Annotated in this window: 22 protein-coding genes and 1 tRNA gene; 8 read left to right on the forward strand and 15 right to left on the reverse strand. The window is 62.9% G+C overall.

Annotation, left to right across the window (positions count from 1 at the left end; translation table 11 throughout):
- From tadA to HY921_01190, 15 genes are all read right to left on the reverse strand, one after another.
- Positions 1-1746 (reverse strand): Flp pilus assembly complex ATPase component TadA, encoded by a 1746-nt coding sequence (tadA, locus tag HY921_01120; GenBank protein MBI5629463.1) that lies wholly within the window; start codon positions 1744-1746, stop codon positions 1-3.
- A 66-nt stretch (positions 1747-1812) separates the two neighbouring features.
- Complete coding sequence (locus HY921_01125; GenBank protein MBI5629464.1) at positions 1813-3474, reverse strand: hypothetical protein; 1662 nt, start codon at positions 3472-3474, stop codon at positions 1813-1815.
- Positions 3475-3488: 14 nt separating this feature from the next.
- Positions 3489-4172, reverse strand: coding sequence for a hypothetical protein (locus HY921_01130; GenBank protein ID MBI5629465.1), 684 nt, complete (start codon positions 4170-4172; stop codon positions 3489-3491).
- Positions 4169-4756 carry a hypothetical protein gene (locus tag HY921_01135; GenBank protein MBI5629466.1) on the reverse strand — a complete coding sequence of 196 codons (588 nt, stop codon included), beginning with the start codon at positions 4754-4756 and terminating at the stop codon, positions 4169-4171. Before HY921_01135 ends, HY921_01130 begins: the two co-directional genes overlap by 4 nt.
- Positions 4753-6390, reverse strand: coding sequence for a pilus assembly protein PilM (gene pilM, locus HY921_01140; protein MBI5629467.1), 1638 nt, complete (start codon positions 6388-6390; stop codon positions 4753-4755). The genes HY921_01135 and pilM overlap by 4 nt, the downstream gene beginning before the upstream one ends.
- A 13-nt stretch (positions 6391-6403) precedes the next feature.
- Positions 6404-8233, reverse strand: a complete 1830-nt coding sequence (locus tag HY921_01145) for a hypothetical protein (GenBank protein MBI5629468.1) — start codon at positions 8231-8233, stop codon at positions 6404-6406.
- A 72-nt stretch (positions 8234-8305) separates the two neighbouring features.
- On the reverse strand, positions 8306-10588 hold the full coding sequence (locus HY921_01150; protein ID MBI5629469.1) for an O-antigen ligase family protein: 2283 nt from the start codon (positions 10586-10588) through the stop codon (positions 8306-8308).
- Between the two features lie 238 nt (positions 10589-10826).
- Positions 10827-11252, reverse strand: coding sequence for an ester cyclase (locus HY921_01155; protein ID MBI5629470.1), 426 nt, complete (start codon positions 11250-11252; stop codon positions 10827-10829).
- A gap of 180 nt (positions 11253-11432) precedes the next feature.
- Positions 11433-12680, reverse strand: a complete 1248-nt coding sequence (locus HY921_01160) for a Fic family protein (protein ID MBI5629471.1) — start codon at positions 12678-12680, stop codon at positions 11433-11435.
- Positions 12681-12933: 253 nt separating this feature from the next.
- Positions 12934-13005 (reverse strand) — tRNA-Thr (locus tag HY921_01165).
- A gap of 21 nt (positions 13006-13026) precedes the next feature.
- Entirely contained in the window at positions 13027-13749 is a 723-nt protein-coding gene (locus HY921_01170) for an ABC transporter ATP-binding protein (protein MBI5629472.1), read from the reverse strand.
- The gene (locus HY921_01175) at positions 13746-14522 is read right to left on the reverse strand and encodes an ABC transporter ATP-binding protein (GenBank protein ID MBI5629473.1); all 777 of its coding nucleotides are present in this window, start codon (positions 14520-14522) and stop codon (positions 13746-13748) included. Before HY921_01175 ends, HY921_01170 begins: the two co-directional genes overlap by 4 nt.
- Positions 14519-15463: a branched-chain amino acid ABC transporter permease gene (locus tag HY921_01180; protein MBI5629474.1), complete on the reverse strand. Its 945-nt coding sequence runs from the start codon at positions 15461-15463 to the stop codon at positions 14519-14521. Before HY921_01180 ends, HY921_01175 begins: the two co-directional genes overlap by 4 nt.
- Positions 15460-16356, reverse strand: coding sequence for a branched-chain amino acid ABC transporter permease (locus HY921_01185; protein MBI5629475.1), 897 nt, complete (start codon positions 16354-16356; stop codon positions 15460-15462). Before HY921_01185 ends, HY921_01180 begins: the two co-directional genes overlap by 4 nt.
- A gap of 16 nt (positions 16357-16372) precedes the next feature.
- Positions 16373-17521, reverse strand: a complete 1149-nt coding sequence (locus HY921_01190) for a branched-chain amino acid ABC transporter substrate-binding protein (protein MBI5629476.1) — start codon at positions 17519-17521, stop codon at positions 16373-16375.
- Between the two features lie 65 nt (positions 17522-17586).
- Between HY921_01190 and shc the strand changes: the two genes are divergently transcribed.
- From shc to HY921_01230, 8 genes are read left to right on the forward strand one after another with little or no spacing between them, the layout of a single operon-like run.
- Positions 17587-19638 carry a squalene--hopene cyclase gene (gene shc / locus HY921_01195; GenBank protein MBI5629477.1) on the forward strand — a complete coding sequence of 684 codons (2052 nt, stop codon included), beginning with the start codon at positions 17587-17589 and terminating at the stop codon, positions 19636-19638.
- A 3-nt stretch (positions 19639-19641) separates the two neighbouring features.
- A complete protein-coding gene (gene hpnH, locus HY921_01200) occupies positions 19642-20697 on the forward strand; it encodes an adenosyl-hopene transferase HpnH (protein MBI5629478.1) in 1056 nt (351 codons plus the stop codon).
- Positions 20697-21689 (forward strand): NAD-dependent epimerase/dehydratase family protein, encoded by a 993-nt coding sequence (locus HY921_01205; GenBank protein MBI5629479.1) that lies wholly within the window; start codon positions 20697-20699, stop codon positions 21687-21689. Before hpnH ends, HY921_01205 begins: the two co-directional genes overlap by 1 nt.
- Positions 21673-22371, forward strand: coding sequence for a hypothetical protein (locus tag HY921_01210; GenBank protein MBI5629480.1), 699 nt, complete (start codon positions 21673-21675; stop codon positions 22369-22371). Before HY921_01205 ends, HY921_01210 begins: the two co-directional genes overlap by 17 nt.
- The gene (locus HY921_01215; GenBank protein MBI5629481.1) at positions 22368-23279 is read left to right on the forward strand and encodes a polyprenyl synthetase family protein; all 912 of its coding nucleotides are present in this window, start codon (positions 22368-22370) and stop codon (positions 23277-23279) included. The genes HY921_01210 and HY921_01215 overlap by 4 nt, the downstream gene beginning before the upstream one ends.
- Before the next feature lie 4 nt (positions 23280-23283).
- On the forward strand, positions 23284-25215 hold the full coding sequence (locus HY921_01220; GenBank protein ID MBI5629482.1) for a 1-deoxy-D-xylulose-5-phosphate synthase: 1932 nt from the start codon (positions 23284-23286) through the stop codon (positions 25213-25215).
- Positions 25215-26198, forward strand: a complete 984-nt coding sequence (gene ispH / locus HY921_01225) for a 4-hydroxy-3-methylbut-2-enyl diphosphate reductase (GenBank protein MBI5629483.1) — start codon at positions 25215-25217, stop codon at positions 26196-26198. Before HY921_01220 ends, ispH begins: the two co-directional genes overlap by 1 nt.
- The gene (locus HY921_01230; protein MBI5629484.1) at positions 26195-26494 is read left to right on the forward strand and encodes a hypothetical protein; all 300 of its coding nucleotides are present in this window, start codon (positions 26195-26197) and stop codon (positions 26492-26494) included. Before ispH ends, HY921_01230 begins: the two co-directional genes overlap by 4 nt.
- Positions 26495-26525 lie beyond the last annotated feature (31 nt).

Below are 26525 nucleotides of genomic sequence, written 5' to 3' on the forward strand. Positions count from 1 at the left end.
TCAGTCCGCCGTCGTGACGGCCATGACCTCTTCCGGCGTGGTGAGGCCCTTCAAGACCTTCCTCCACCCGCTGGCGCGGATGCTCCACATCCCGGCTTTGACCGCGACCTCCTTGAGCCGGGCCAAATCACCGCCGTAGCGGTAGATGATCTCGCGCATCTCGGGGTTGATGCGGTAAACCTCGTAGATGGCCTTGCGCCCCACAAATCCCGTCCGCGCGCAGTGATCGCAGCCCCGAGGCTGGTAAAAGACCACGGAGTCCGGGTCCGGAGGGTGTTCGAGGAGGGACTCCTTGATGCAGGTCTCCACGGCCTGCTTGTCGGGCTTGTAGGGCTTCTTGCAGTGGGGGCAGAGCAGGCGCACCAGGCGCTGGGCGGCGGCCAGGGCCAGGCTGTTGGAGAGCAGGAATGGCTCTATGCCGAGATCTATGAGGCGCACCACGCAGGAAAGGGCGTCGTTGGTGTGCAAGGTCGAGAGCACCAAGTGGCCGGTGAGAGCGGCTCGCAGGCAGGTCTGGGCCGTTTCCTGGTCCCTGACCTCTCCCACGAGTATGACGTCGGGGTCCTGCCTGAGGAAGGAGCGCAGGGCGGAGGCGAAGGTGAGCCCGATGTTGGAGCGCACCTGGACCTGATTGATCCCCTCGAGCTTAATTTCCACGGGATCCTCGACCGTCATGAAGTTGAGCTCGGAGGTCTTGATGGTGTTTAGCACCGCGTAGAGGGTGGTGGTTTTCCCCGATCCGGTGGGGCCGGTGAGAAAGATCAGGCCGTGGGGCATCTTGGCGGCGGTCAGGAAGTCTTCCTTTTGCTTGGCCTCGAAGCCGATCTTTTCTATGTCGAGCTCGACGGCCCCCTTGTCGAGGATGCGCAGCACCACCTTCTCCCCGTAAACCGTGGGGCATATTGAAACGCGCAGGTCGATAGGCCGGTTTTGAAGCTTGATGGAAAAGGTTCCATCCTGGGGGAGGCGCCGCTCGGCGATGTCGAGCTTGGACAGGATTTTGATGCGCGAGACCACGGCCATGAACACCTTCTTGGGCGGAGGAAGGCGCTCGTAGAGGATGCCGTCTATTCGAAAACGCAGGATGACGCGTTCGTCGTAGCTCTCGAGGTGGATGTCCGAGGTGCGCTCGGAAATGGCCTGTTTGATCACGGCGTTGACGAGAGCCACGACTTGCTCGCTCTTGATTCCAACGGAGGCCTGGTCGAGGTCGAGCCGTATGTCCGAGGACTCCGCCTCCTGAACGTCGCTGTCCGGCGTTCCGCTCGGCGCGTTCATGGTCGTCTCGATAAGGGCGGTTCCCCCGGCCTGGTAGAAATCATCGATGGCTTTGAGTATTTGGGTCTTGGTGGCGACGAAAGGTTGTATCTCCAAGCCGGTCAGGAGCCTTAAATTGTCCAAGGTGAGGACGTTGTCGGGGTCGGCCATGGCCACGGCCAGGAGTTTGTCGTCCAGGAATAGCGGCAGGGCCAGGTGCTCACGGGCATAATCCTCCGTGATGACTTTCTCGAGGTTCTGGTTCTTTTCAACCTTAAGGATCCGGTTTTCCCGCGAGGCATAGGGGATCCCGAGCTGCTTGGAGAAGGCCACGGCTATGTCCTCTTCCTTGGCAAATCCAAGCTTGACGACGGCTTCGCCGAACAGGCATTTGCTTTGCGCGGCGGTTTTGGCCGCGCGCTGGCGCTGGTCCTCTGTAATGACGTTGCTGGCCACAAGGATATCGGCCAACTGCAGTTTTTGGCTCATGGTTTCGCGGCCTTCTTTAAGTATAGCGGGAGTGCTCCAAAAATCAAGCCTAAACCCGCAGATTTATCAGTCATTGACGATGGTGGGTGTTAGGAACACCACCAGGTCCTCGTTGCGGCGTTGGGCGTGGGTGCTGGTGAAAAGCCAGCCGATCAGGGGAATGTAGCCCAGGAACGGGACCTTGCGGACGGTTTTTATTTCCCTGGATTCCAGAAGCCCTCCCAGGACCAAGGTTTGCCCGTTCTTGACCCGCACGAGGGTGGAGGCCTTGCGGACGACCGGGTTGAACACCCTCTGGGCGGCGGACGAGATGACGGCCTCCTCCACGTCCGTGAAGCTGGGCTGGACCAGCATGGTGATGTAGCCGTCCTTGTTGATCTGGGGGGTGACGGTGAGCTTGAGGCCGGTGTCGAAGCGCTCCACGGTGATGCTGGACTGGGTCAAGGAGCCTCCGCTGGACTGGCTTTGCTGCACCGAGACCCCCTCCCGGCTCGTGGTCTCGATGAAGGCGGCCTTGTTGTTGAGGGTGAGGACCTTGGGCTTTCCCAGGAACCTGGCCTCGGAGCGGGAGACCAGGGCTCTCAACGTCACCTTGAGCTGGGTCAGATCAATCAAGCTGGTCTTGAGCCCTCCCGTAAATAGCGCGCTGTTGCTGGCGGCCAAGAGAGCGGTGTTTCCCGACGCCGAGCCCACGGTGGTGACCACGTTGCTGACCGGGTCGAGGAAGCGGAGCTTCGAGAAATTGCCAGGCAGTTGCATCGGGAAGCTTGTGTCGCGCTGACCGGCCGTAAAGCTCCCCAGCTCCCCATTCGGCCCTCCCCACTCGATGCCGAGATCCTTGCTGCGGGTGGAGTTGATCATCACGATTTGCGCCTCGATGATGACCTGGGGGGCCTTCTTGTCTAACTCCGCGATGATTTGCTCGACTTGCGGGAACACCTCCGGTATGTCGGTGACGATGAGCGAATTGGTGCGCGGCTCCATGGCGACCTGACCCGACTTGGACAACACGCTCTTGAGGACGCTCACGATCGCCACCTCGCTGCCGGACGATGATGAGGATGCGGCCGCCGCGGCGGCGCCGGAGGCGGACTGATCCGAGGCGGGGGTCGCCAGGGGAATCAGCGGGACGTAGGATAGGGTATAGATGCGCGTCACAAGGTTCTCGACGGTCTTGGATCGGGGAGTGACGACGTAGGTGTTGCTCTTGCCGATCTGCTGATAAGTCAGTCCCTTGATCTCGAGAAGAACCTGGAGGGCCTCGCGCACGGTGACGTTTTGCAGGAATGCCGTCACTCTCTTGGTCTCCAGGCCCTCCGTGATGATGAAATTCACCCTCGCCTGGGCCGCTATGGTGTCGAGAAAGGTCGCCAAGGGAGCGCTCTTGACCCTGACGCTCACGCGGATGTCTAGGGGCGATACTTTTTCCTGGCCGGAGGGCTTTGGAGCCGGGGACGTCCCTATCTGCACCGACTCCAGAGCGGACGACGCCGAGGCGGGCGCAGCCTCTTCCTCCGGGGGAGCCGTGGTAAAGGGGGTTCCCGCGGGCGAGTTTTCCGGGGACTGGAGCTCCTTCTGGAATTGAGGATTGGCCTCGGGCTCGGCCGAGCGGCGCTGGGCCCAACTCGGGGAGGCGTTCGAGAGAGCCAGCCCCAAGGCAGCGGCCAGGGCCGCCGCCCTTTTGAGGGATTCGCAAAGCCAAGCCAAGATGTCTTTTCTATTTCTCATGGGAACCTCTCCCCTTATCTTCCAATCGTCTTAGTGAATCTCCTGTTTTTATGGATGAAAATGACGCTTTGTGATGTAATGCGCAGGACCTTGGCCGCCCCGACCATGTCTCCCTCTCCGACGGTCTCTCCATTGACGATGGCCTTGTTGCGGCCGTCGATGGAAATGATTCCCTGCAGGGAGATGTCGTTTTCGACGGGCGGCTCCCGTTTGGCCTGTATGCGCTTGACCGCCGCGCGGACAACCCCTCCCTGGGCCGCGGATTTTTCGAGCTCCGCCTGCTGGAGCCGAAGCATGTCGTAAGGAGAAAGAGTGGGGTCTCGCCTGGGCGCAGCGGGCTGCGCCCCGGCAGGGGCGCTGTACTGGGACCCTTCAGGAGATGCGTTGGGCTGGACAGTGGGGGTGGACTGCTCCACGCTGGCGGCCGATTCGTCGCTTAGACTCGGCATGGGGGCGGCGATCGCCAATGTTTCCCTTTCCGACTGCTTGGAGGCCTCGGTCATGGGATTATTAAGGCGTCCCCGGCTGGGAGAATCGGAGAACAAGCCTTGCCCTTCTGGAAGGCGTTTGCGGACTTTCTGTGACATCTGCTGGCGGTTAGTCGTGTCGAGTCTGGCTCGCCATTGGTAAAACATGAAGCCGGGCACGGCCAGAACCCCGGCCAACACGGCCCAGCTCCAGGAGCCCAAGCCCTTCATCTGGCTCCGCCCTGCGCGGGAATAATGGTCGCGATCGTGCAGTTGACGCCGTTTCGGCCCGGCCGATCGGCCTTCTTGCTTAGGTCGAAGGAGGCGATGTGCATCAGCGGCTTGGCATCCTCCATTCGCGAGAGCCAGGCCACGAGATCGGGGAATTTGAGCTCCAGACTGACCGATACCTTTTGGAACACCAGCCCTGACTGCTCCACCTCATCCGGAGGAAGAATGGAGTCGGCTAGGATGTTCCCGCTTCTCATGGAATCGAGGATCGCTCCGGTGAGCCAGCGGTCGCGCTCCTTGACCGTGGGAAGCAGGGCCCGAACTTCTCCCAGCCTGTCCCGGAGGGTCTTGTAATTGTCGGCGTACTGGGAGGTGGCCCGCGAAGCCTCGATTTTCTTGTTGAGCCCGGCCAATTGCCGGCCGGGCTTCTGATAGACCATGGAATAGCAGATGTAGACGATGATTCCGCCGAAAAGGATCGGCCGAAGGAAGCGGTTTAAGCCTCTCTCGCGGATGGTGGAGTTGATAATACGCGCTTCGTTGCGCGCCGATTCCAGCCATTCTCCCAGATCGGCCATGATCATTGCGGCTTCCTCGCTCGGGCGGTGATCACGAATTGAGTCCTGGTCTCCAGACGCTGCATCAACGCGCCCGGGTCAAGGCCTTGAACGGCGTCGTCGGCGAGGGGTTTACCCGTGACGGATAATTGAATGTCCGAGAAAGTTTTTCCCACGACCTTGGATTTGATCAACTGCTCCTTGAATTGGAACGCCAGGTCCTGCTCTTGGCTTAGGCTCGGTGCCACGGCGTGACCGGAAAGACGCAGCTCGAGGCTTTGGCTCCCTTTGACGAGCGGATTGGTGAGCGAAATGTTCGTGATCCAGGTTTTCTCGGGAAGGCTTTCGGCCACGTCCTTCAAGAGGGTCGAGACCTTGACGCGGTCGATGCCCAACCCCTGGACGGACTCCACCTGGCCTTGCAGGCTTTTGATCATCTCTTCTATCTGCTGGGGCGTTTTCCCTGTGAATACCGCCTCTATCTCCGGATCTCTTCGGAAGCGGGCTAATTCCCTGGATTTATAGCGGTACAAGCCCATGCGGCCCAGGCCCAGGGCCAAGAAGCAAACCGAGAGGAAGGCCGCGATCATGAAGATGTCCCGGGCCACGCGGTGGTCTTCTTCCGAGACTTTGCCCACCCGGCCCAAATCCAGGTTCATGGTGGCGGGGCGTAAAAAGCGCAGCCCGGTCCCGATGGAGGCGTATCCGCCCCAGTCTCCCCCCTTTATTCCCAGAAGGGCCGCGGTGTCTTGGAGCCCTGCGGGAAGGCCCAACTCCTGGGAGAAGGCGGCCTGCCAGCTGGGCAGAGCCTGAGCCGCGCCGCTGACCTTGACCTGTCCCAGGGCCGCGACACCCAGCTGTTTCTGGGCGAAAGCCACGCAGCCGCCGAGGTCCACCTTCCTGATGTCTCCCATAGAGACGTCTGAACCCAGGAACAGCTCCCTGAAAAACACGGGCAGGCCCTTGTCCGCCACGAGGATGCGTATGTTCCCCCCGTCGAAATGGACCTGGCAGAGCGGCTTGTCGAGTGGTCCGGGCTCCAGGCTTTGCCAAAGCCGCAGGACGGAGCAGGGCGCGACCTCCATTCCGACGAGGTTGAGCTCCAAGCCCTGGAGGAGGGTGCTGATGGCCGCTATGTTTTTCTTTTGAGTCACGGCGATCAAAACCCCCTGGCGGGCCTTGTTGTTGGCGTCGGGCTGGAGGGCAATCACCTGGTAGTCGTGGCTCAAGATGTCCAACGGGATGGGGATGTATTTCTTGGCCTCCAGGGGTATGGCGGATTTCCAAAAGCGGGGGTTGATTTCCGGCATGGTGAAGTAGCGCAGGAGCCCCAGGTGGTGGGACAGAGTCACCATGACGTTCTTTGTCTTCCATTTCGTCTGGGACATGGATTGCCGGATGAGCAGCGCCAATTTCTCCCCATCGGAGAGGAAGTCGGTGTTGAGAGACGTGGTGCTGGGGCCGGCTCCCGGCTGTTTGGCGGCCTCGGCCGGAGCAGGCACCGGGATGCGCACCAGATGGTCCACCAGCGGCTTTCCCTTCTCGATCCGCGCCTCCGCTATGTAGATGACCTCGGGGCTGAGGTACATCCCAAGGCAGGCGCTCACCTGGGGCGTGCTGCTGCCGAAGGCCAGCTGGTCTATGAATTCGTCTAAAGCCATTCTCTCTTCGTCCTCATTCTCCCCTCACGAAATTCACCGCGGCCTTGGGTTCGGCGGCGTCCGAGACGCTCGAGCTGACCTTGATTTTCTTCGACTCGACCTGGTATTTGTTTATCAAGAGGCCAGCCAACATCTGCGCCCTTTTTTCGGCCAAGACGGAGGCGTCCGGCTCGGAGCTGCGCGCGTAGCCGGTCACTTGCAGAGTTTCCTGGGGGTAGTAGACGCTGCGCTCTGCGATCTGCGATAAAATGGGCCCTGAGTTCCCGGCCGTCTTGTAGCCGTCCGGGAGGAAGATTATCTCGTAGTCAGTGGGGGCCGGCGCCTTGACTGTGGGCTTCTTCACCGGTTTCTGGCGAGTCTTCGCTTTGAGCCCTTTTTTGCGCCTTGGGGAGATCTCGACCTTGGACAATCCCGCCCGCGGCCGGGTCTGCGTTTCCTTAATAAGAGAATCTTTGATCAGGGACTTCGCCGAAGAAGACGGGGATCGCGGCATTTCCGGCGAGGGTGCTCCGCCTCCGGGCTTGGCTTGAGCCGGGCCGGCGGAAGCCCCGGATATCTGTATCCAGCGATGCAGGGTTTTCTGCCGGTTTCTGGAGTCGGTGGCGGTCAACACGCACTCATAGCGGCCGGCTGGCAGGGGCGGGCCGGAATAATTGATAGACCCGTTCCAATAGATCTGATGAAAAATAGGGCTCGTTCCCGAGAGCTCCTGAAGCGGAGCCAAATCCTTGCCGTCCGAGGAAGCTGGCCTCAGGAGCTGGAATTTCCACGAGGCCAGGCCGGAGGGCGGGTCTTGGACCGAGAACTCTATGATGGCGCCCCCCTCCGCGGAAGCGGCGCGCACGGCCCGGGGATAAACCCCGAGTGAAATCGCGGGCCCCGCCTCCTCCCCCAACGCGCCGTCCATGTCCAGCTTCAGAGGCTTGCCGTACTCGAACAGGAGGATGATACCCTTGTAGCTGCGCAAGGCCTTGGGAATTTCCACTTGGCCGTTGAGGAGGTTGACCTTGACGCGGGCAGGGGCGATGCCCGCGGAATAGAGATGAGCGGAGATGCCCATGCTGCGCCGCATGTCGAGCACCTTTGCGTCTCCGACGGCCGTTCCCTCCGGGAGAATGGAGATTTGCGCCGAACCCAGGGCGTAGGTCAGCTGGGTCAACGCGTCGAGAACGCCGCGGGCCTGCCTTTGGAATACCACCCCCGGCTGGAACAGCAGGGCGGAGGGGATGGCCAGGGCTTGCGGATCGCCGTTTTCCAGCAGGATGACGCGCGTTTGCTCCCAGGCTTTCAGCTTTCGCAGGGCCGACTCCTTGAGGGCTTGAAGCTGGGCTCGTATCTCCTGCTTCATCGCGGATTTTTCCGCCGGAGGCTGCCGCGTTTCGTAGAGCGGCCTGGGTGCGGGCTTGGGCGACTCGGAAACCGGAGCGGCGGCGACCTCCTCCCCGGGTTCCACCAGCACCTGAACCGGAGCTTGAGGCGGTGCGGGAGCCACCTCTGCCGCCTTCTTCTCGGGCTCCACGCTCTCGATGGTGGCCGCATGAGGCTTCAAGGCGCTGGGGCGGAGCGGCGTCTTCTCCAGGGTGTTCATGCGCCGGTTGAGGAGATTGATGTACTCGTTGGCCAGAGATCTCTCCGCGGGGGCGCCGTTGGTGAGAACGTCCATGAAGCGGTCCATGGCCTGCATGTCGTCGCCCTTCTCGAAGAAGTAGATGCCCATGCGCATTTGCCGGCTTAAGCCCGCGTCGCGGGGCGCGGCTTCTTCCTCTTGGGCCATGGCGGGCAAGCCCCCCTGAAGGAGCAGGCCTAAGAAGAGAATCCCGATCGCTTTCATTATCCGTGCCATTTTTGTCCCGATGCAATCGCGGCTCCCAAAGGCCCTGAAAAAGCCTTTGGAAATCTGCCTAATGTTAGACTGTTATCGTTGCTGATTTATTACAGGATTGCCGGGAGGGATTCGGGGGGGATTCTGGAGCTGCCGGCGCAAAAGAGGCAGGCGCTCCACGATGGGGTGGATCGGCCTCCCGCTTTGGCGAGCCAGCGCCAAGAGGTTCCTCTCGGCCGCGGAGAAGTTGGGGTCCAGCCGCAAGGCTTGGGCGTAGGCCCTTTCCGCCGCCGGATAATCGCTGCTCAAGGCGCGCAGGAACCCGAGGTTGTTCCAATGGCTGGGGTTTCCCGGGTGCAGGGCGAGGGCGCGCTTGAGGAGGGCTTCGGCCCGCTCTGCATGGCTTTGCGGATCGCCGAGGTAAATGTTCTGCAGTTGGTTGTGCGCCTCGGCGGAGAGGGGATTGATGCAGAGGGCGGCCTCGAGGAAAGGGATGGCCTGCCGGGGACTGCCCAAATGGGCGGCTTCGATCACGCCGATGTTATAATAAATCTCGTCATAACCAGCGTTGGCTTGCAAGGCCGCAGCGTATGCCTTACGGGCCTCCTGGAAACGCTGGGCGCGGGCGTAGGAGTTGCCGAGCTCATAGAGGCTGTTGACCTCCGGCGGCCCCCAGTCCCGAGCCTTTTCGAGCTGTTGGGAGGCCTGGGCCAGCGCCGAGTGGCGCAGAAGCTTGAATCCGGAGAAATACCGCCACTCCCGGTTGAAGACCTTGGTCCAATGCCAGGCTATTCCAGCCACTAGCGCGGCAGATGCGAGGCCGACGGCCACGCCGCTCCATCGGCGCGGCTGGCGAGCGTCTTCTTGCCGCCCCGGCAGGCTCGCCAAGGCCGCGCCCGCGCACCACCAGAACACGAAGGCCGGCACGGGAAAATGCAGGGAGACGTTCAAGAGGTTGTCGGCGAGCATGCCGAAGGCGCCCGCCGCAGCCGCCAACGGCAGGAGAAAAGAGCGCGGGGCGTTTTTGGCGGCCTTGAGCATAGGCGTGAAGAAGGCCGTCCAAAACCAGAGCCAGACCCCCAGCCCTAAAACGCCGGTTTGGGCCCAGACCTCGAGGATTTCATTATGGGAGTTGTTGGCGTGGGTGCGCAGCCCGCGAAAGACCTCCAGGGCTTCCACCAAGGGGCCCTGGTAGAAGGGGTAAAAGAGCTCGAAGAGCCCGTACCCCGCGCCGGTGGCCGGGTTCTCGGCGCCCATGCTCCAAGACGCGGTCCAAATGAGCAGTCTTTGGTGCCAAGGGCCGTAGATGGTCCGGGCTTGGGCGGCCTGGCCGATCTCCGCCAGGCGCCCGATGACGGTCGGGGTGTAACCGCTCTTAATCGAGCTATGCGGCCAGAGAAGGGCCAGGGCGAGCCCGAGGGCCAGCATCAAGCCCTGCGGGCGGGGGTTTTGGCGAAGCTGGCGGCGCAGCTCGGGCGCCGCCAGGAGTGCCGCAAGCCCGGCCAAGGCTCCGAGCCACGAGGAGCGGGTGAGGCTGCAGAGGAGGCCGGCCTCCATGGTCAACAGGAGGGTTGCGTAAATCCAGCGCCGGCTTGCGTTGCTCAGGAGGAACAAGACGGCGGCGGACGGAAATAGCACCACGTTGAACGAGGACATGAAGTTGGGATTTCCGAAAGTCGAGACGGAGCGCCCGCCGTAGGGGTTGAGTACGTTGGGCCATATCCATTCGATGTTGAAATATTGCAGCACCCCGTAAGCCGAGGCCAGGAAGGCCGTGCCCAGGGCCAGGTGCAGGAAGTCGATCGCCCGGCCCTTTCGACAGAGTCGGCAGGCTCCGGCCAGCCCCAGGGCCCAGAGCAGCGCCCCGTAGGGGTCCCAGAAATTGCCGATGAAATCCACGGCTCCCCCGCCCGGGCGACGAAGGGCCGGAAATCCCATCCAAGCCAGCCCCCAGCCCAAGATGAACCAAGCCCAAGCCCCGGCGGAAACCGGAGCGGACCAATCCTCGGCCTTGACGCGGTGCAGCGCCAGCAGAAAGGGCAGGAAGCAGTTGACGCCCAGGAAGAGGAAGGCGCGAGACCCCTCGGCGGCGATGGCGGGTCTGAAAAACGGGGTCCGGCCCCAATAGGATACGGCCCAGCTGACCAGGCATGCCGCCAGCCAGCCAAGCCAGGGCAGATCCAAGGGACTGCGCGGCCGCCAGGGCCGGCCCTGGGACAGCGCCTCATGGATGCAGAGAGCCGAGGCCGCGGCCAGGCAGACGTTGAGCAGGACTATTTGCGCGACGTAGGGGTTGCGGGTGAGGTTGGTGAAAAACAGCAGGGGACAGGCAAAAAAGCACGCGGCCAGGAGGGCGGATCCGAGCGTGGCGGCCATGGTGATGAGAATCATACAAAAAACTTCGGGCGCTGCCGGTCGCGCCCGCCTGCGAATAAACGCGCAGCGCAAGCTGGAGATTTACCCCCTTGCTCATCCCAGTTATCCACAGAACTTCGCAGCGAAGTTCTGTGGATAACCACAGGACGATCGCGTGGGGCTTCGTCCCGCGAGGCGTTCGATCACCAACAGCAAACGTCGCGGCGATTTCCCCGCCATAGATTCCAGGCGGAATGCATCAGCGTCGGCCTGCAAACGGATCGATTCCCATCTGAACGAGCATGCCGACTGTGTCGGCCTCACCCCAATGCTCCACAATTTTTCCACCCGCAAGACGGTCGATGTTCATGCCGCGCAACTGAATCAACGCTCCTGTCGGAGGGATGCCCTTCCACTCCCCGAGGTGCGTACCACGTCCGCTGACCCGGGTTGCGACCCGGTCTCCTTCAGCGACCATGTCTTCGATCTGGAGCGTGAAGTCCGGGAATGTGCGACGGAGCGCTGCGAGATGGCGGCGGACCATCTCCGGCCCCCGCCCCGCCGCGAGTCCTGCGTTATGGTCAACATAGTCGGCCCCAACAAGAGACTCGACATGCGCGAGTTCCCCGCCTCCAACCGCTTCCAAATAGAAGCGCCGTGCGACCGCCTTATCATGCGTGGTCATCGTCCGAAGCTCTCGCGGCTCACCTTGCGCACGTGGAGGAAGCGATTCTTGGCCAGCTCCAACTTGCGCTTGGCCAGGACCGACTCGGCGAGCTTCTTGCTCGGCCCGATCTTCTCGCGAATGCGCCGCCCTCCGGCGCGGTAGTCGATGAACCAGTTGTCGCCCTTCGTTTGATCCCCATCACCCCTCCCGCGCCTTCACCCCGCGCGCCGGCGGTCCGTCCGGCACGATACGGGTCGATTCCTCCAGTATGTCGAAGATCGCCTGCGCGCAGTACACTCGGCCGCGCCTAGCCTTGTTCGCTTGGCGGAGCACGCCGAGCCTCTCCAGCTTCTCGATGCCGCGTTGCGCCGTGGTGAAGGCGACGCCGAGTTGCTCAGCCGCCTTATTGATCGTGATGAAAGGGTTGGCCGCCAGCATGTCCACCAGGCTCAAGGGAACCTGGGTCAGACGGCCGCCTTCCGCTAGTTCGCCCTTGCCTCTGCGAGGCATGGCGAACCCCCCGGCCTTGACCCGCCATTCTTCCAAAAGCTTGTTGATCCGCCCGGCTCTTCCAAGCGCGTCCTCGGACTGTCGGGCAGCGCCGTTGAGAAAGTACGTGAGCCACGATTCCCACTCGTTGCGCGCCGTGACCGCGCCCAGGAGGTCGTAGTAGTCGCGGCGAGTGGCCTCGAAGAAGGCGCTCAAGTAAAGGAGCGGCGTCGGCAGAATCCCCCTTTCTACCAAGTAGAGGGTTATCATCAGGCGTCCTACACGGCCGTTGCCGTCCAGGAAGGGATGGATCGCCTCGAATTGGTAATGCGCCAGCGCCACTTGAACGAGCGGCGGCAGACTAGATTCATGGAGAAATTTCTCCCAAGCCCCCAAGCAGTCCATGAGGTCCGCCGGCGGCGGAGGCACGTACGAGGCCTGCGACAGAGTGCATCCTGGGGCTCCGATCCAATTCTGAGACCGCCGGAACTCGCCCGGCGTCGCGCGCTCTCCGCGAACGCCCTTCATCAGGCGCTCGTGCAGCTCCCGGACAAGCCGTAGCGACAGCGGGAGCTGTTTGAGCCGCTTGATACCGTACTCCAGAGCTATGACGTAATTCCCGACTTCCCGGAGATCGTCCGGACTCCGGTCAACAGAGCCGCCGGCCTCAGCCTCCAGCAGTTCGCCCAAGGTGGCTTGAGTGCCCTCGATGCGGCTGGAGAGCACGGCCTCGCGCTTGATGAAGGGGCGCATCAACAGATGCGGATTGGGCAGGCGCCCGCCTTCGCCCGCCAAGCGGCCGATCAGTTGGTCCGCATCGGACAACGCGCGCACCAAGCGCGGCGTCCAAGTGATTTCGGGCGGCAATGGGTCGGGAACGAAGGCGGAATAGCCCCCTGGGCAACGCAGCCAGCGTCCGGGCGGCTTAGGGCCAGCCGCAGCCTGCTTTCGGATCATCGAAAATAGCGCCTCATCTTATTATCGGATAGTATAGATTGACGATAATAGTCTGTCAAGCCGTTATCGAAACCTCGGCCTTCGGTTCGACCGTATTTGAGCGAATCCAGGTGTCAATGTGCTCCTCCGGGAACCGCGTCAGCCGCCCGACCTTCGTATACGGAATCCGCGGTTCTTCGGAGACTGGATTGGTGAGAAACAAGGACGCGGCAACAGTTGAGCGCCTGGTTTCCAGGAACCTCAAAAAGAAGAAAGCCGGAGATGGGACTCGAACCCACAACCTATCGCTTACGAAGCGATTGCTCTACCGTTGAGCTACCCCGGCAAGGAAAACGATTTTAGCAAATTACTTGAGACCCAGGTAGGTCTCCTTGACGGATGGGTCGTTGAGAAGGGCCTCGGCCGCGCCGGAGAGCGCGATGCGCCCGGTCTCAAGGACGTAGGCCCTTCGCGCCGCCTTGAGGGCCCTCCTCGCGTTCTGCTCAACGAGGAGGATGGTCATGCCCTCCTGACTGATTCGCGCTATGGCGTCGAAGACCCTGTCCACGATCACCGGCGCTAGCCCCATGGAAGGCTCGTCCAGGATCAGGAGGCGCGGCCGGCTCATGAGGGCACGGCCCATGGCCAGCATCTGCTGTTCTCCCCCAGAGAGAGTTCCGGCCAGCTGGGAAGCGCGCTTCTCTAGAAGCGGGAAAAGCTCGAAGACCCGGGCATAATCGCGACCCAGATCCCTGTCGGGACGCGCGTAGGCCCCCATCTCGAGGTTCTCCCTCACCGTGAGCCGAGGGAAAATCCGGCGCCCCTCCGGCACCAGGGAAATGCCCAGGCGCATGACGCGATGGGACGCAAGGCCCCTTATTTCGGCGCCGTCAAGGCGGATGGAGCCTCGCTCGGGCTTGAGCTGCCCGGCGACTGCCCGCAAAAGGGTGGTTTTCCCCGCCCCGTTGTTGCCGATGAGGGCCGCGATTTCTCCCGGGAAAACCGAGAGGGAGACGCCCTTGAGGGCCTCAATCTTCCGGCCGTAGACGACAGCGAGCTCCGAGACTTCGAGCAGCGGGCGTTGGCTCATGATCCCTTTCCCAGGTAGGCCTCGATGACGCGGGCGTCCTCGACCACTTGGCTGGGGGTGCCCTGGGCGATTTTCACGCCGTAGTCCAAGACCGCGACGCGGTCCGAGACGTCCATCACGACCCTCATCTGGTGCTCGATGAGAAGGACCGTGATCCCCGTGTCGCGAACGCGCCGCGCCAGGTCCACCAGCCCCTGGCTCTCAGTCGGGTTCATGCCCGCGGTGGGTTCGTCTAAAACCAGCAGCTTGGGCTCCGTGGCCAGAGCCCGGGCGATCTCCAGGCGTCTCTGGCTTCCGTAAGGCAGGTTCTTGGGCAAAGTGTTCGCGACACCCCGCAGACCCACGAAGCCAAGGATGTCCTTGGCCTTGGCCTCGATGGCCGCCTCCTCCCGCCTAAAAGAGGGCAGCCGCAGGAGCGCTCCCGGCATTCCTTCCTTGGAGCGGCAGTGCCGCCCTACCATCACGTTCTCAAGGGCGGTCATCGCGGGGAACAAGCGTATATTCTGAAATGTGCGCGCGATTCCCAGGGCCACGATTTTGTGGCTCGGCAGGCCCAGGATGGGGCGGTCTTGGAAAAGAATGCTTCCCGCGCTTGCGGGATAGACCCCGGTCAGGACGTTGAAGAAGGTTGTCTTGCCCGCCCCGTTGGGGCCTATCACGCCCATGATCTCGCCCTTGGCCACGCTCAAGTCCACTCGATCGAGAGCCTTGAGGCCGCCGAAATGCTGGGACAGGCCGGACACCACAAGAAGCGGCTTCTCCGAGAGGGTCATTCCAAGAGCTCCGCTTGGCGCCGCCGCGAGGGCCATAGGCCCTGGGGGCGGAAGATGACGCAAGCCACCAAAGTCGCGCCGAAAAAGAGGTAGCGCAAATTAATCCACTCCGGAGAGAGGCAGGCTTGGAGGACGAGGGGCGCGCCGCTCAAGATGGCGGCGCCGAGGAGAACTCCGGGAACCGAGCCCATCCCTCCCAGGACCACCACCGCTACGACAAGTATGGATTCCCAAAACACGAAGGATTCGGGGGTCACGAAGCCCTCCCAATAGGCGAATAGCGCCCCTGCCAGGCCCGCGGGTACCGCGCTCAGGATGAAAGCCAAGAGTTTGAGCGAGCCCACGGCCACGCCAGAGAGCTCGGCCGCGGCCTCATCCTCGCGGATGGCGACCCAGGCCCGTCCCAAGCGGGAGTTCTCCAATCTCAGGGAAGCGGCCGCGACCAGGAGGACGCAGGCCATGATGAGGTAATAGAACTGCCAATTGGCGGCGAGGAGCCAGGGACCCAGGCGCAGGGCCGGGACCTGCAGACCCTTGGGGCCATTGGTCAATCGGTCAAGGTTGTTGATGGTGAGTCGCGCCATTTCCCCGAAGCCGAGGGTGACCACGGCCAGGTAGTCCCCCCGCAGGCGAAGGATAGTGAGACCGAGGAGGGCTCTCAACCCCACGCACAAGAGGACCGCGAACAAAGCCGCCGCGGGGGCCGGCCAGCCCCTGGCCGCGGCCAAGGCCGCGCCGTAGGCGCCGACGCCGTAAAAGGCGATGAAGCCGAGGTCGAAGAGGCCGACGTAGCCCAAGGTGAAGTTGAGCCCGAGCCCCAGAAGCATGAGCAGGCCCACGATGCCGCCCGCCCGCACCAGATGCTCCAAGTGCGTCCCGCGCACGGCCCAGGGAAGGGCCAGGACCGCGGCGGCGAGAAGAAAAGGCGGGAGTCTCCTCATAGCTTGTCGGCTATTTTTTCGCCAAGAATTCCAGAAGGGCGGCATAAGAGGACCAGGATCAGGACCCCGAAGCTGATGACGTCCCGCCATTGGGCGCCGCTCGGGAGGTAGCCGGCGGCCAGGACTTCCAGCGCTCCCAGGAGAAAACCGCCCAGGACCGCGCCGTGGATGTTGCCGATCCCCCCCAGGACGGCGGCGGTGAAGGCCTTGATGCCGGGAAGAAATCCCATGTTGTACTTGATGGAGCCGTAATTCATGCCATAGAGGACGCCCGCGGCCGCGCCCAAGGCCCCGCCCATGAAAAATGCCAGCGCGATGACTTTGTTGGCATCGATCCCCATGAGCCCGGCCGCCTCCAAATCATCGGAGCAGGCGCGCAAGGCCTTGCCCATCCTGGTCTTCTGGATGAAGAAATGAAGCGAGGCCATGAGGCAGAGGGCCGCGGCCAGGATGGCGATCTGCAGGGAGGAGGCGGTCGCCGGTCCGAGGCGGTAAACACGAGAGGCGCCCAAAGTGGGGAAAGGCAAAGATTGGCTACTGATCCACAGGAAGGCCGCGTTCTGCAGGACGATCGAGACGCCTATGGCCGAGATCAATGGCGCTAGACGAGAGAGCTGCCTCAGGGGGCGGTAGGCCAGGCGCTCGATCGCGAGATTGAGAAGCCCAGCCGCGGCCATGCTCGAGGCCAGGAGCCAGAGCATGAGGCCCCAGCTGCCGGAGCGCACGCCGGCCGCCTTGGCCGAGAAGAGAGCCATGAAGGCGCCCAACATCAAGACTTCGGAATGGGCGAAGTTGATCATGAGGAGGATGCCGTAGACCAAGGTATAGCCCAAAGCGATCAGGGAGTAAATGGCCCCCAAGGTGAGGGCGTTGACTATTTGCTGGGCGAGCATGGCCTTTGCGCGGACTCTAGTTGACGGCGGGGAAAGAGCGGTCCCTGGCCCGAGCCTGGGTCATGGTGATGGTCTTGTTGAGAGTATCGCCCTTGGCATCGAAGACCGTGGTCCCGAGAAGCCCCGAATGCTTGGTCCGCCGCAAGGCGTCGATGAGCCTTTCCCTGTCCGGCCCGGCCCGCTCCAGGGCTTCGAAAAGAATTTGCGCCGCCTCGTAGGCGAAGTGGTCGAAGGGCTTGAGCTCCTCGGAGCTTCCCTGCCAGCGCTTCTTGTAATGGGCCACGAATTCCCTCGCGCTGGGCAGGGCCTCGACCGGGGTCCCGACCATGGACAGGTAGGCGCCGTCCGCGGCGTCGCCGGCCACGTCAAAGAAGCCGGTGGTCTTGGAGCCGTCGCCGGAAAGGAAGAGCGACTTCATCCCGAGCTCGCGCATCTGCTTGACGATGAGGCCGGCCTCGGTGTAGAGCCCGCCGAAATAGACGGCTTCCGGGTTGACTTGCTTGAGCCGGGTAAGCAGGGCCTTGAAGTCCTTGTCGCCCACCGATATACCGTCCTCGCTCAGGATTTGCCCTCCCAGCGGGACGAAAGTTTCCTTAAATTCTTCAGTCAAGCCTTGGCCGTAGGATGTTTTATCATGCAGCAAGGAGATTCTTTTTTTTCCAAGATTGCGATAGACGAACTGAGCCGCATAGGGCCCCTGCACATCATCGGTTGGAACCACTCGGAAGACCACGAGCGGGCCCCTCCAGTCGGGACTCAATTGCTGCCGTGTGACGTCGGGATTGGTGGCCGCCGGGGTTACGAAAGGGATCGGAGCCCTGGCGTAAACCTTCGCCGCGGGGATGGCGCAGCTTGAGTTATAATGGCCGATCACGGCCACGATCCTGGGGTCGGAGATGATGAGGTTGGCGACGTTGACGGCCTCCTTGGGATCGGCGCGGTCGTCGTAGGGCAGGGCCTCGATTTTATAAGGGAAGCGCTTGGCCGCGTTGGCCTCCTCCACGGCGAGCTCCACTGCCCGGCGCAGGCCTTGGCCCTCGGTCCCCATGTCTCCGGTCAAGGGCACGGCCACGGCGATTCTCACGGCTTTGTCCTTGGAGGCGCAGCCCGCCGAAGCCAGGAGTGCCGCCAAAACCGCGAAAAACGGCGATCTTGCAAATCTCATGGCATGACTATAGCGATTCTTGGTATAATTATCAATCATTTTTCGCTGAATATCAGGAGAGAAACGTGATCAGAAACCTCATGAGCGGTTGGATGGATCAAAGCTTCCGGCTCTACCGCAAGCCCAAGGATTGGGCCGAGAATTTGCGTCCCCCCTTCGCCTGCCTGGAGCCGGGCGACTCGATTCCCGAGGCCCTGCGGCGCGCCGTGGCCAAGGCCCAGGAAGCCCTGCTTCACCGCCAGAACCACGATGACGGCTACTGGTGCGCGCCTCTCAGGGCCGACACCACCTTGGAATCGGACACCATCATGCTCCTCAATTTCCTGGGCCGGGGAAGCTCGATTAAGGTGAGGAGGCTGGCCAACCAAATCCTGAGCCGCCAAATGCCGGATGGAGGCTGGCCCATCCACCCGAGCGGCCCGGCCGACATCTCCGCCACCGTCAAGGCTTATTGGGCCTTGAAGTTCGCCGGATACTCCGCCCAGGAGCCGCGCATGGCCCTGGCTCGGCGCAAGATCAAGGAGCTGGGCGGCGTGCATCGGGTCAACACCTACACCAAGTTCTACATGGCCCTGTTCGGCCAATACGATTGGCGCGGCGTGCCCTCCATCCCCCCGGAGCTGATGCTTTTCCCGAACTGGTTTTACTTCAACATCTACCAGATGTCGGCTTGGACCCGCTCCATAGTGGTTCCCTTGAGCATCGTCTGGGCCTACCAGCCGGCCGTTGCTTGCCCGCCCCACGCCGTGCTCTCCGAGCTTTTCCCCGACTCCAAGCGGCACATTCCTCTCGAGGAGGCGGTGGAGCCCCACGACTGGATTTCGTGGACCAAATTTTTCCTGCTCTGGGACAGATTCCTAAAGACGGTCGAGGGCCGCGGCGGCCATTGGATCCGGCTCTGGGCCCTGCGCCTGGCCGAGGACTGGACGCTCAAGCGTCTGCAGGAATCCGACGGGCTCGGGGCGATTTACCCGGGCATCATCAACACCATCATGGCCATGAAATGCCTGGGCTATGCCGACACCGACCCCAGACTCGTGGAGCAACTCGAGGTCCTCGAGCGCTTGGAGCTGCCGGTGGATGCGGAGAGCCTCGAGTACCAGCCTTGCCAGTCCCCCGTTTGGGACACGGCGATCGCCGTCATCGCGCTGGCCGAGTCTGGACTGCGGCGAGACCACGCGGCCCTGCGGGGATCTGTTCGCTGGTTGCTCGAGAGGGAAATCAAGATAGAGGGAGACTGGAAGGTCAACAACCCTGACGGCCGAGCGGGCGGCTGGGCCTTCGAGTTCAAGAACGACTATTACGCCGACGTGGACGATGCGGCCATGGTCATGCTGGCCCTGCGCCACGTCCACCTCGAGGAGCCCCAGGCCCTGGCCCGGGAGAGGGCGTGCCTGCGGGGCCTCAACTGGATTCTCTCGATGCAGTCGGCCAACGGAGGCTGGGCGGCTTTCGACAAGGACAACACGAAATTCATCCTGACCAAGATTCCCTTCGCCGATCACAACGCCATGATCGACCCCCCCTACGCCGACATCACGGCCCGGGTGCTGGAGCTGCTGGGCTACATCGGCTACGACCGGAGGTTCCCGAGCGTGGCCAAGGCCGTGCGCTTCCTTAAAAGCGAGCAGGAGGCCGACGGCTCCTGGTTCGGTCGCTGGGGCGTCAACTACATTTACGGCACCTGGCAGGTCCTGCGCGGGCTAGCGGCAATCGGCGAGGACATGGACCAGCCCTGCGTGCGCCGGGCCGTGTCGTGGCTCAAGTCGGTTCAGCAGGCAGACGGCGGCTGGGGAGAGACCTGCGCCACTTACGCCGACCCCAGCCTCAAGGGGCGCGGCCCCTCCACTCCTTCCCAGACGGCCTGGGCCGTCATGGGCCTGATGGCCGCGGGAGTCTGCGACGAGTCGGTGGAGCGCGGGATACAGCATCTGGTGAATACCCAGCGCCCCGATGGCGATTGGGACGAGTCCGAGTGCACCGGCACCGGGTTCCCCAAGGTCTTCTATCTTGAATACACCATGTACCGCCTCTACTTCCCCCTTCAAGCCCTGGGCGTCTATCAGAAGGCCCTGGAGGGGCGCAAGGAAACCGCCTCGGCGTCTTGGAGACAATAAACCATGCCATCACCCTTTCAATTGCAGATGTCGGTTTTCAAATACCTGGTCCGGCAAAAGATCAAGGGCGTGGAGAAATATCCCTTGGTCATGATGCTGGAGCCGTTGTTTGCCTGCAACCTGGAGTGCGCCGGCTGCGGGAAGATACAGTACCCGACGGACATCCTGCGCAAGAGGCTCAGCCCGCAGGAGGTCTTTGATTCCGTCGAGGAATGCGGGGCCCCCATCGTTTCCATCGCCGGAGGCGAGCCCCTTATCCATCCAGAGATACAGCAGATCGTGGAGGGCCTCATCGCGCGCGGGAAGTTCATCTACCTCTGCACCAACGCCATCCTTCTCGAGAAAAACATCCAGAAGTTCAAGCCCTCCCCCAACTTGATCTTCTCGATACACCTCGACGGCCTCGAAAAAACCCATGACCGGATGGTGTGCAAGGAGGGCGTCTATAAGGTGGCAGTGGCCGCGATCAAGCTCGCCAAGTCTCTGGGCTTCCAGGTCATGACCAACTCCACGATATTCCAGGGAGAGGACGCGGAGGAATTCCGGCGATTCTTCGACGCTCTCATGGAGATGGGCGTGGATGGGATGATGATTTCCCCGGGCTACGCCTATGAGAAGGCCCCGCAGCAGGACATCTTCCTCAAGAACGAGCAGACCAAGGCCTGGTTCAACAAGGTGCTCAAGGATTGGCGAAGGAATGGCTGGGATTTTAACCACTCGCCCTTTTACATGGACTTCCTCCAGGGTAAGCGAGACTACGACTGCACCCCCTGGGGCAACCCCCTGCGCAACGTCTTCGGCTGGCAGAAGCCCTGCTATCTCATGGCCGAGGCCGGCTACGCCAAGACCTACAAGGAGCTCCTGGAAACCACTGACTGGTCGAAGTACGGCCACGCCTCCGGCAACCCCAAGTGCGCCAACTGCATGACTCACTGCGGCTTCGAGCCCACCTCCGTGACGGACGGTTTCTCGAGCTGGTCCAAGTTCTTCGAGCTGGTGCGAGATTACGCGACGATTCACGGGCCCCGCAAGGCCGAGCTGGCCTACCCCCGCAGCTAATGGATTCCGTGTTCGTCACGGGCGGGACGGGCTTCGTCGGGGCCAACCTCGTCCGGCTTCTGCTCGAGAAGGGCTTCCGGGTCCGGGCTCTGGCTCGCCGCGGGGGCGACCGCAGGAACCTGGAGGGCCTGGCCGTCGAGATAGTGGAGGGAGACCTCGGAGACGGAGGGGCTCTGCAAGCGGGGGTTCGCGGCGCGCGCTACGTTTTCCACGTGGCCGCCGATTATCGAATCTGGGTGCCGCGGCCAGATGAGATGTACGCCACCAACATCGCCGGGACCATCAGAGTGCTCGAGGCCGCGGCGGCCGCCGGGGCCGAGAAAATCGTGCATTGCTCGAGCGTGGCCGCGGTGCGCCCCGCCCGGGACCGCCGGGCGGTTGACGAAACCTCCGAATATCCGGGCCCCGAGGCGATCGTCGGCCCCTACAAGAAGTCGAAATTCCTAGCCGAGCGCGCCGCCTTGGAGCTGGCGGCCAAGGGGGCGCCGATCGTGGTGGTCAATCCCTCGGCTCCCATCGGCCCTTACGACATCAAGCCCACTCCCACCGGAAAAATCGTGGTGGATTTCCTGAGGGGCCGCATTCCTTCTTATATAGATACGGGCTTAAACGTGGTGCACGTGCTCGACGTGGCCCTGGGACACTATCTGGCCGCCCTCAGGGGACGTCCGGGGCAGCGCTACATCCTGGGCGGCGAGAACCTCACCTTGAAGGCCCTGCTCGAGACCTTGGCAGAGATCACGGGCCGGCCCGGTCCGCGCTTCAAGACCCCGTACGCCGTGGCCTGGGTTTTCAGCGCCTTGGACAGCGCCCGGGCCAGGGCCTTCGGCGCAGAGCCGCTGGCTCCCCTGGACGCCGTGAAAATGGCAAAATATTACATGTGGTTCGATTCCTCAAAAGCGGGCCGGGAGCTTGGATTCTCGCCCGCCGCCGCGCGTCAGGCCCTGGTTGACGCGGTAGCGTATTTCACATCCCATGGCTATTCCAACTGAGACCAAGAGTTTCCTGCTCTGCGCGGCCACCGCCTGGGAGGCCCGCCCCCTGGCCAAGTCCCTCGGGCTCGGCGAGGCAGAGGGCGCCCTGCGTTCCGGAATTCTCGCCGGCGGGGCGAAGGCGACTCTTTTGAGAACGGGAATGGGGCCTGGGCGCGCCGCCGTGTCATTGGAGGCCCTCAAGGCGGAGGACTTCTCCATGGTCCTGAGCGTGGGCCTGGCCGGCGCCCTGCAGCCGGGCCTTAAATCCGGGGATTTGGTCGCGGACCTTCAGGGTTGCGATCTTCAAATCTTGGAAACCATGCGCGCCGCGGCGTATGCCAGGAGCGCGCCCATTTATTTCGGCAGGGTCCTGCATTCGGATCGGATACTTTGCGAACCGGGCGATAAATCAGACTTGGGGCGCAGGGAGAGGGCCATCGCCGTGGACATGGAAAGTGCTGCGATCAGGGCCTGGGCCGGGCGCAGGGGCGTGGCAAGCCTGGTCCTGAGGGCTGTCCTCGACGAAGTCGAGGATCGGCTTCCGAGCGAACCGCCGGTTTGCGAGTCCTGGTCGGCCGGGGTCGCCTATCTGGCGCGGCATCCCGCGCAAGCCCCTTGGCTCGTGAGTCTGGGGCTCAAGCAGAAAAAAGCCCTGAAGGCTTTGGCCGCGTTTTTGGCCGAGCTTCTGGGCAAGCTATGAATCCCATCCTGGAGCGCTATCTGGCCTCCCGCGGCCGCATGGTGGACGGGGCTCTTAAGGAACTGCTCCGCGAGAAGCCTCACGAGCCCAAGAGCATCCGCCGGGCCATGAGCTATTCCCTTTTCGCCGGCGGCAAGCGCCTGCGCCCTGCCCTGGTGATCGCGGCCGCGGAGGCCTGCGGCCTGCGGGCACGGCGCGTGCTCAAGGCCGCGGCCGCGCTGGAGATGATCCATACCTATTCCCTCATTCACGACGACTTGCCCGCCATGGACGACGATGACCTCAGGCGCGGCAAGCCCACCAACCACAAGATCTTCGGTGAGGCCGTCGCGATCCTGGCCGGCGACGGGCTGTTGACCTACGCTTTCGAAGTGCTCGCCGAGAACGCCTCCGAGCTTGGCCTGGATGCCCGCGGCTCCCTGGAGCTCGTCCGCGTCGTGGCCAGGGGTGCGGGGACCCGGGGCATGGTGGGCGGGCAGGTGGCCGATCTCGAGGCAGAGGGCTGGCGCAAGCGCAACGGCGGCTTTAACCCGGGGAAGGCCCTGGAATACATCCATCTCCACAAAACCGCCGCCCTCATCACGGCGAGCCTGGAGGCCGGGGCGCTGCTCGCGAGGGGGAGCTCCGCCCAGCGCGCCGCCCTGCGGCGCTACGGGCGCTCCATCGGGCTCGCCTTCCAGATCGCCGACGATATCCTGGACGTGGTGGGAGACAAGAAGCTGCTCGGCAAGAACGGCTCGGACGCCAAGAACCGCAAGCTCACCTACGCCTCCCTTTACGGACTTGAGAACGCCCGCGGGAAGGCCGCGATTTTGATTCGGGCCGCGCACCGGGCCCTGCGGCCTTTCAGGGACAATGTCCCGGTGCTCCACAGCCTCGCGGATTACATCGTGGAGAGGGACAAATAAGACCATGGAATTTCTGTCCAAGATCGAGTCTCCGGAGGATTTGCGCAAGCTCCCGCCGGAGAGCCTCCCCCAGGCGGTGTCGGAGCTGCGCCAGTGCATCATCAACGCCATCTCCAGGATCGGCGGGCATTTCGGCTCGAGCTTGGGCGCTGCCGACATCACGGTGGCCCTGCACTACGTCTTCAATACCCCCCAGGACAAGTTGGTCTGGGATACCGGGCATCAGACCTATGGCCACAAGATATTGACCGGACGCCGGGACTCCCTCGGCCGCATCCGGCAATACGGCGGCATCTCGGGCTTTCTGCGTCGCGCCGAGTCTCCTTACGACGCATTCGGGGCGGGCCATGCCTCCACCGCTATCTCGGCGGCCCTGGGACTGGCCGCGGCGCGCGATCTCAAGGGCGAGAAGCACAAGGTGGTGGCCATAGTCTCCGATGGCTGCATGACCGGAGGGGAGTCCTATGAGGGGCTCCAGAACGCGGGAATGCTGCAGAGCGATATCGTGGTCATCTTGAACGACAACCAGATGTTCATCTCCCACCGGGTGGGGGCTCTTGGAACCTTCCTTGCCAAGCTCCTGACCTTGGGTGCTGTGCGCAATGCCGAGGACCAGATAAAGAAATTCCTCACTCGCTTCAGGTTCTGGGGCGCGAGCATCCTGCGGGTGGCCAAGAGGACCAAGGTCCTGCTTTTTCCGGGCATGCTTTTCGAGGAGATGGGGTTCGCCTATTTCGGCCCGGTGGACGGGCACGACGTCAAGCAGCTGGTGCGCATCCTCAAGCACGTCAAGGAGCTCAAAGGGCCGATACTTCTGCACTGCGTCACCAAGAAGGGTAAGGGCTACGCCCCGGCCGAGGCCGACGCCATCGCCTGGCATGGCCCCGGGAAATTCGACGTGGCGAGCGGCAGGTTCCTGAAGGCGCCGGTCGCCAAGCCCGCCCCCCCCAATTACACCGCGGTGTTCTCGAAGGCCCTCCTGCGAGAGGCCGAGCGGGACCCGCGCATCGTGGCCATCACCGCGGCCATGCCAGAGGGAACAGGCCTTGACGCCTTCAGGGATAAATTCCCCCGCCGCTATTTCGACGTGGGCCTGGCCGAGCAGCACGCGGTGACCTTCGCCGGGGGGCTGGCCTGCGGGGGCTACCGCCCGATCGTGGCCATATATTCGACTTTCCTCCAGAGGGCCTTCGATCAGATAGAGCACGACGTCTGTCTGCAGAACCTTCCGGTGATCTTCTGTCTTGACCGGGCGGGCCTGGTCGGGGAGGACGGCCCGACTCACCATGGAGTGTTCGACTACTCCTACCTGCGCACAATACCAGGCATGACGATCATGGCTCCCGCCGATGAGAACGAGCTCCAGCACATGCTGAGGACCGCGATTGAGCTCGGGGCTCCGGTGGCCCTGCGTTACCCCAGGGGAGCGGGAGTGGGGGTCTCTATGGATTCGGAGCCCAAGCTCCTGCCCGTGGGAAAGGGCGTGCGCTGCAAGGAGGGCCGCGACGTGACCTTGCTCGCCGTCGGCAGCAGGGTCCATCCCGCGGTGGAGGCAGCGCAGATCCTCGCTGACAGAGGCATCTCCGCGGGGGTCTTGAACATGAGGTTCGTAAAACCCATTGACGCCGAGCTCCTGCTCGAGGCCGCGGCCAGGACTCCCCGCTTGGTGACGGTGGAGGACCATGTGCTCGACGGCGGCTTCGGCAGCGCGGTGCTGGAGGCCCTGGGGCGCGGCAGCGGCCCCGCGCTGGGCCCCGCTGGGGCCCGTGTGTTGCGCTTGGGAATCAGCGACCACTTCGTTGAGCACGGGGCTCAGGCGTTGCTGTACGACTCTCTCGGGTTGTCCGCTCCAAGAATCGCGGAACGCGTGGCGGAGTGGATCGGGCGCAAACCCGCGGCTTGCGACGGGACCGCGGCCGCCGCGCAGGAGATTTAATGACCACGCAAACGCCGTCGAAAATCAAGGTGGACAAGCTCATCCTGGCCAAGCTCCGCGGCTTTTGCGCGGGCGTGGTCCGGGCCATCGACATCGTGGAGAAGGCCTTGGACGTCTGCGGCGGCAAGGTTTACGTGCGCCACGAGATCATCCACAACCGCTACGTGGTCGACGAGCTGCGCGCCAAGGGCGCCGTCTTCGTGGAGGATTTAAGCGAGGTTCCCCCCGGCTCCTGGCTGATCTTCTCGGCCCACGGGGTGAGCCCGGCCGTGGTCCAGGAAGCCAAGGACAGGAAGCTCAACATCATAGACGCCACCTGCCCCTTGGTGACCAAGGTCCATCTGGAGGCCCTGGCCTACGCCAAGAGAGGCTACACCATCATCCTCATCGGCCACGACGACCATGTCGAGACCATCGGGACCATGGGCTACGCCCTCGAGAGCATTCGAGTGGTGGGAAGCGTGGAGCAGGCAGAAAAAGTCGAGCTGCCCAATCCCGAGAAGGTCGCCTACCTCACCCAGACCACCTTGAGCTTGGACGACACCCAGGAGATCGTGGGCGTGCTCCAGCGGCGATTCCCGCATCTCAAGACCCCGTCCAAGGACGACATCTGCTACGCCACACAGAACCGCCAGAACGCGGTCAAGGCCATGGCCCCGGCCATAGACCTCCTGTTGGTTCTGGGAGCTCCGAACAGCTCCAACTCCCTGCGCCTCTGCGAGGTCGCCAAGTCCAAGGGCCTGCCCTCGTATCTCATCGAGCGGGCCTCCGACATTAAGGACGAGTGGCTCTCCGGAGTGCGCAACCTGGGGCTCACCGCCGGCGCCTCCGCCCCCGAAATACTGGTGCAGGAAGTGATCAAGCACTGCCAGGCCCGTTACGGTGTCGGCCGGGTCGAGGAATTCGAGACGGTCGAGGAGGACGTCCATTTCTCCCTCCCCTACGAGCTCGAGCAAATCATCAAGAACAGGCAAGTCCCATGACAACAACCATAGAAGAGCTTTTGGAAGAAGCCATTGACAAGAACGCCGTCCCCATTGAGGAGGATGAGCTTCAGAACGAAAAAGACGTCAAGAAGCTCAAGCAGCGCAAGCCCCCCTCGGACGGCCTCTGCCGGCGCTGCGGGCAGAACAAGCCCGTCAACCGACTCATGCTCTGCTACCCCTGTTGGGTCAAGGCCGAGCTCGAGAAACGCGGCTGGCGCGAGGGCGAGCCCCACCCAGACTGGTGCGCCTGCGAGGGCTCCTCAGACCATAAGCGTCTTTCCGACGGCAATTAGCCCGCGCAGAGGGCGGTCTTTCCGAGATACT

This window comes from Elusimicrobiota bacterium, from assembly GCA_016218575.1.
Taxonomy (GTDB): domain Bacteria; phylum Elusimicrobiota; class Elusimicrobia; order UBA1565; family UBA9628; genus JACRDN01.

Coding starts and splice junctions, on each gene's coding strand:
- tadA (MBI5629463.1), bottom strand. CDS start 1,746: ATGAGCCAAAAACTGCAGTTGGCCGATATCCTTGTGGCCAGCAACGTC.
- HY921_01125 (MBI5629464.1), bottom strand. CDS start 3,474: ATGAGAAATAGAAAAGACATCTTGGCTTGGCTTTGCGAATCCCTCAAA.
- HY921_01130 (MBI5629465.1), bottom strand. CDS start 4,172: ATGAAGGGCTTGGGCTCCTGGAGCTGGGCCGTGTTGGCCGGGGTTCTG.
- HY921_01135 (MBI5629466.1), bottom strand. CDS start 4,756: ATGATCATGGCCGATCTGGGAGAATGGCTGGAATCGGCGCGCAACGAA.
- pilM (MBI5629467.1), bottom strand. CDS start 6,390: ATGGCTTTAGACGAATTCATAGACCAGCTGGCCTTCGGCAGCAGCACG.
- HY921_01145 (MBI5629468.1), bottom strand. CDS start 8,233: ATGGCACGGATAATGAAAGCGATCGGGATTCTCTTCTTAGGCCTGCTC.
- HY921_01150 (MBI5629469.1), bottom strand. CDS start 10,588: ATGGCCGCCACGCTCGGATCCGCCCTCCTGGCCGCGTGCTTTTTTGCC.
- HY921_01155 (MBI5629470.1), bottom strand. CDS start 11,252: ATGACCACGCATGATAAGGCGGTCGCACGGCGCTTCTATTTGGAAGCG.
- HY921_01160 (MBI5629471.1), bottom strand. CDS start 12,680: ATGATCCGAAAGCAGGCTGCGGCTGGCCCTAAGCCGCCCGGACGCTGG.
- HY921_01170 (MBI5629472.1), bottom strand. CDS start 13,749: ATGAGCCAACGCCCGCTGCTCGAAGTCTCGGAGCTCGCTGTCGTCTAC.
- HY921_01175 (MBI5629473.1), bottom strand. CDS start 14,522: ATGACCCTCTCGGAGAAGCCGCTTCTTGTGGTGTCCGGCCTGTCCCAG.
- HY921_01180 (MBI5629474.1), bottom strand. CDS start 15,463: ATGAGGAGACTCCCGCCTTTTCTTCTCGCCGCCGCGGTCCTGGCCCTT.
- HY921_01185 (MBI5629475.1), bottom strand. CDS start 16,356: ATGCTCGCCCAGCAAATAGTCAACGCCCTCACCTTGGGGGCCATTTAC.
- HY921_01190 (MBI5629476.1), bottom strand. CDS start 17,521: ATGAGATTTGCAAGATCGCCGTTTTTCGCGGTTTTGGCGGCACTCCTG.
- hpnH (MBI5629478.1), top strand. CDS start 19,642: ATGCCATCACCCTTTCAATTGCAGATGTCGGTTTTCAAATACCTGGTC.
- HY921_01205 (MBI5629479.1), top strand. CDS start 20,697: ATGGATTCCGTGTTCGTCACGGGCGGGACGGGCTTCGTCGGGGCCAAC.
- HY921_01210 (MBI5629480.1), top strand. CDS start 21,673: ATGGCTATTCCAACTGAGACCAAGAGTTTCCTGCTCTGCGCGGCCACC.
- HY921_01215 (MBI5629481.1), top strand. CDS start 22,368: ATGAATCCCATCCTGGAGCGCTATCTGGCCTCCCGCGGCCGCATGGTG.
- HY921_01220 (MBI5629482.1), top strand. CDS start 23,284: ATGGAATTTCTGTCCAAGATCGAGTCTCCGGAGGATTTGCGCAAGCTC.
- ispH (MBI5629483.1), top strand. CDS start 25,215: ATGACCACGCAAACGCCGTCGAAAATCAAGGTGGACAAGCTCATCCTG.
- HY921_01230 (MBI5629484.1), top strand. CDS start 26,195: ATGACAACAACCATAGAAGAGCTTTTGGAAGAAGCCATTGACAAGAAC.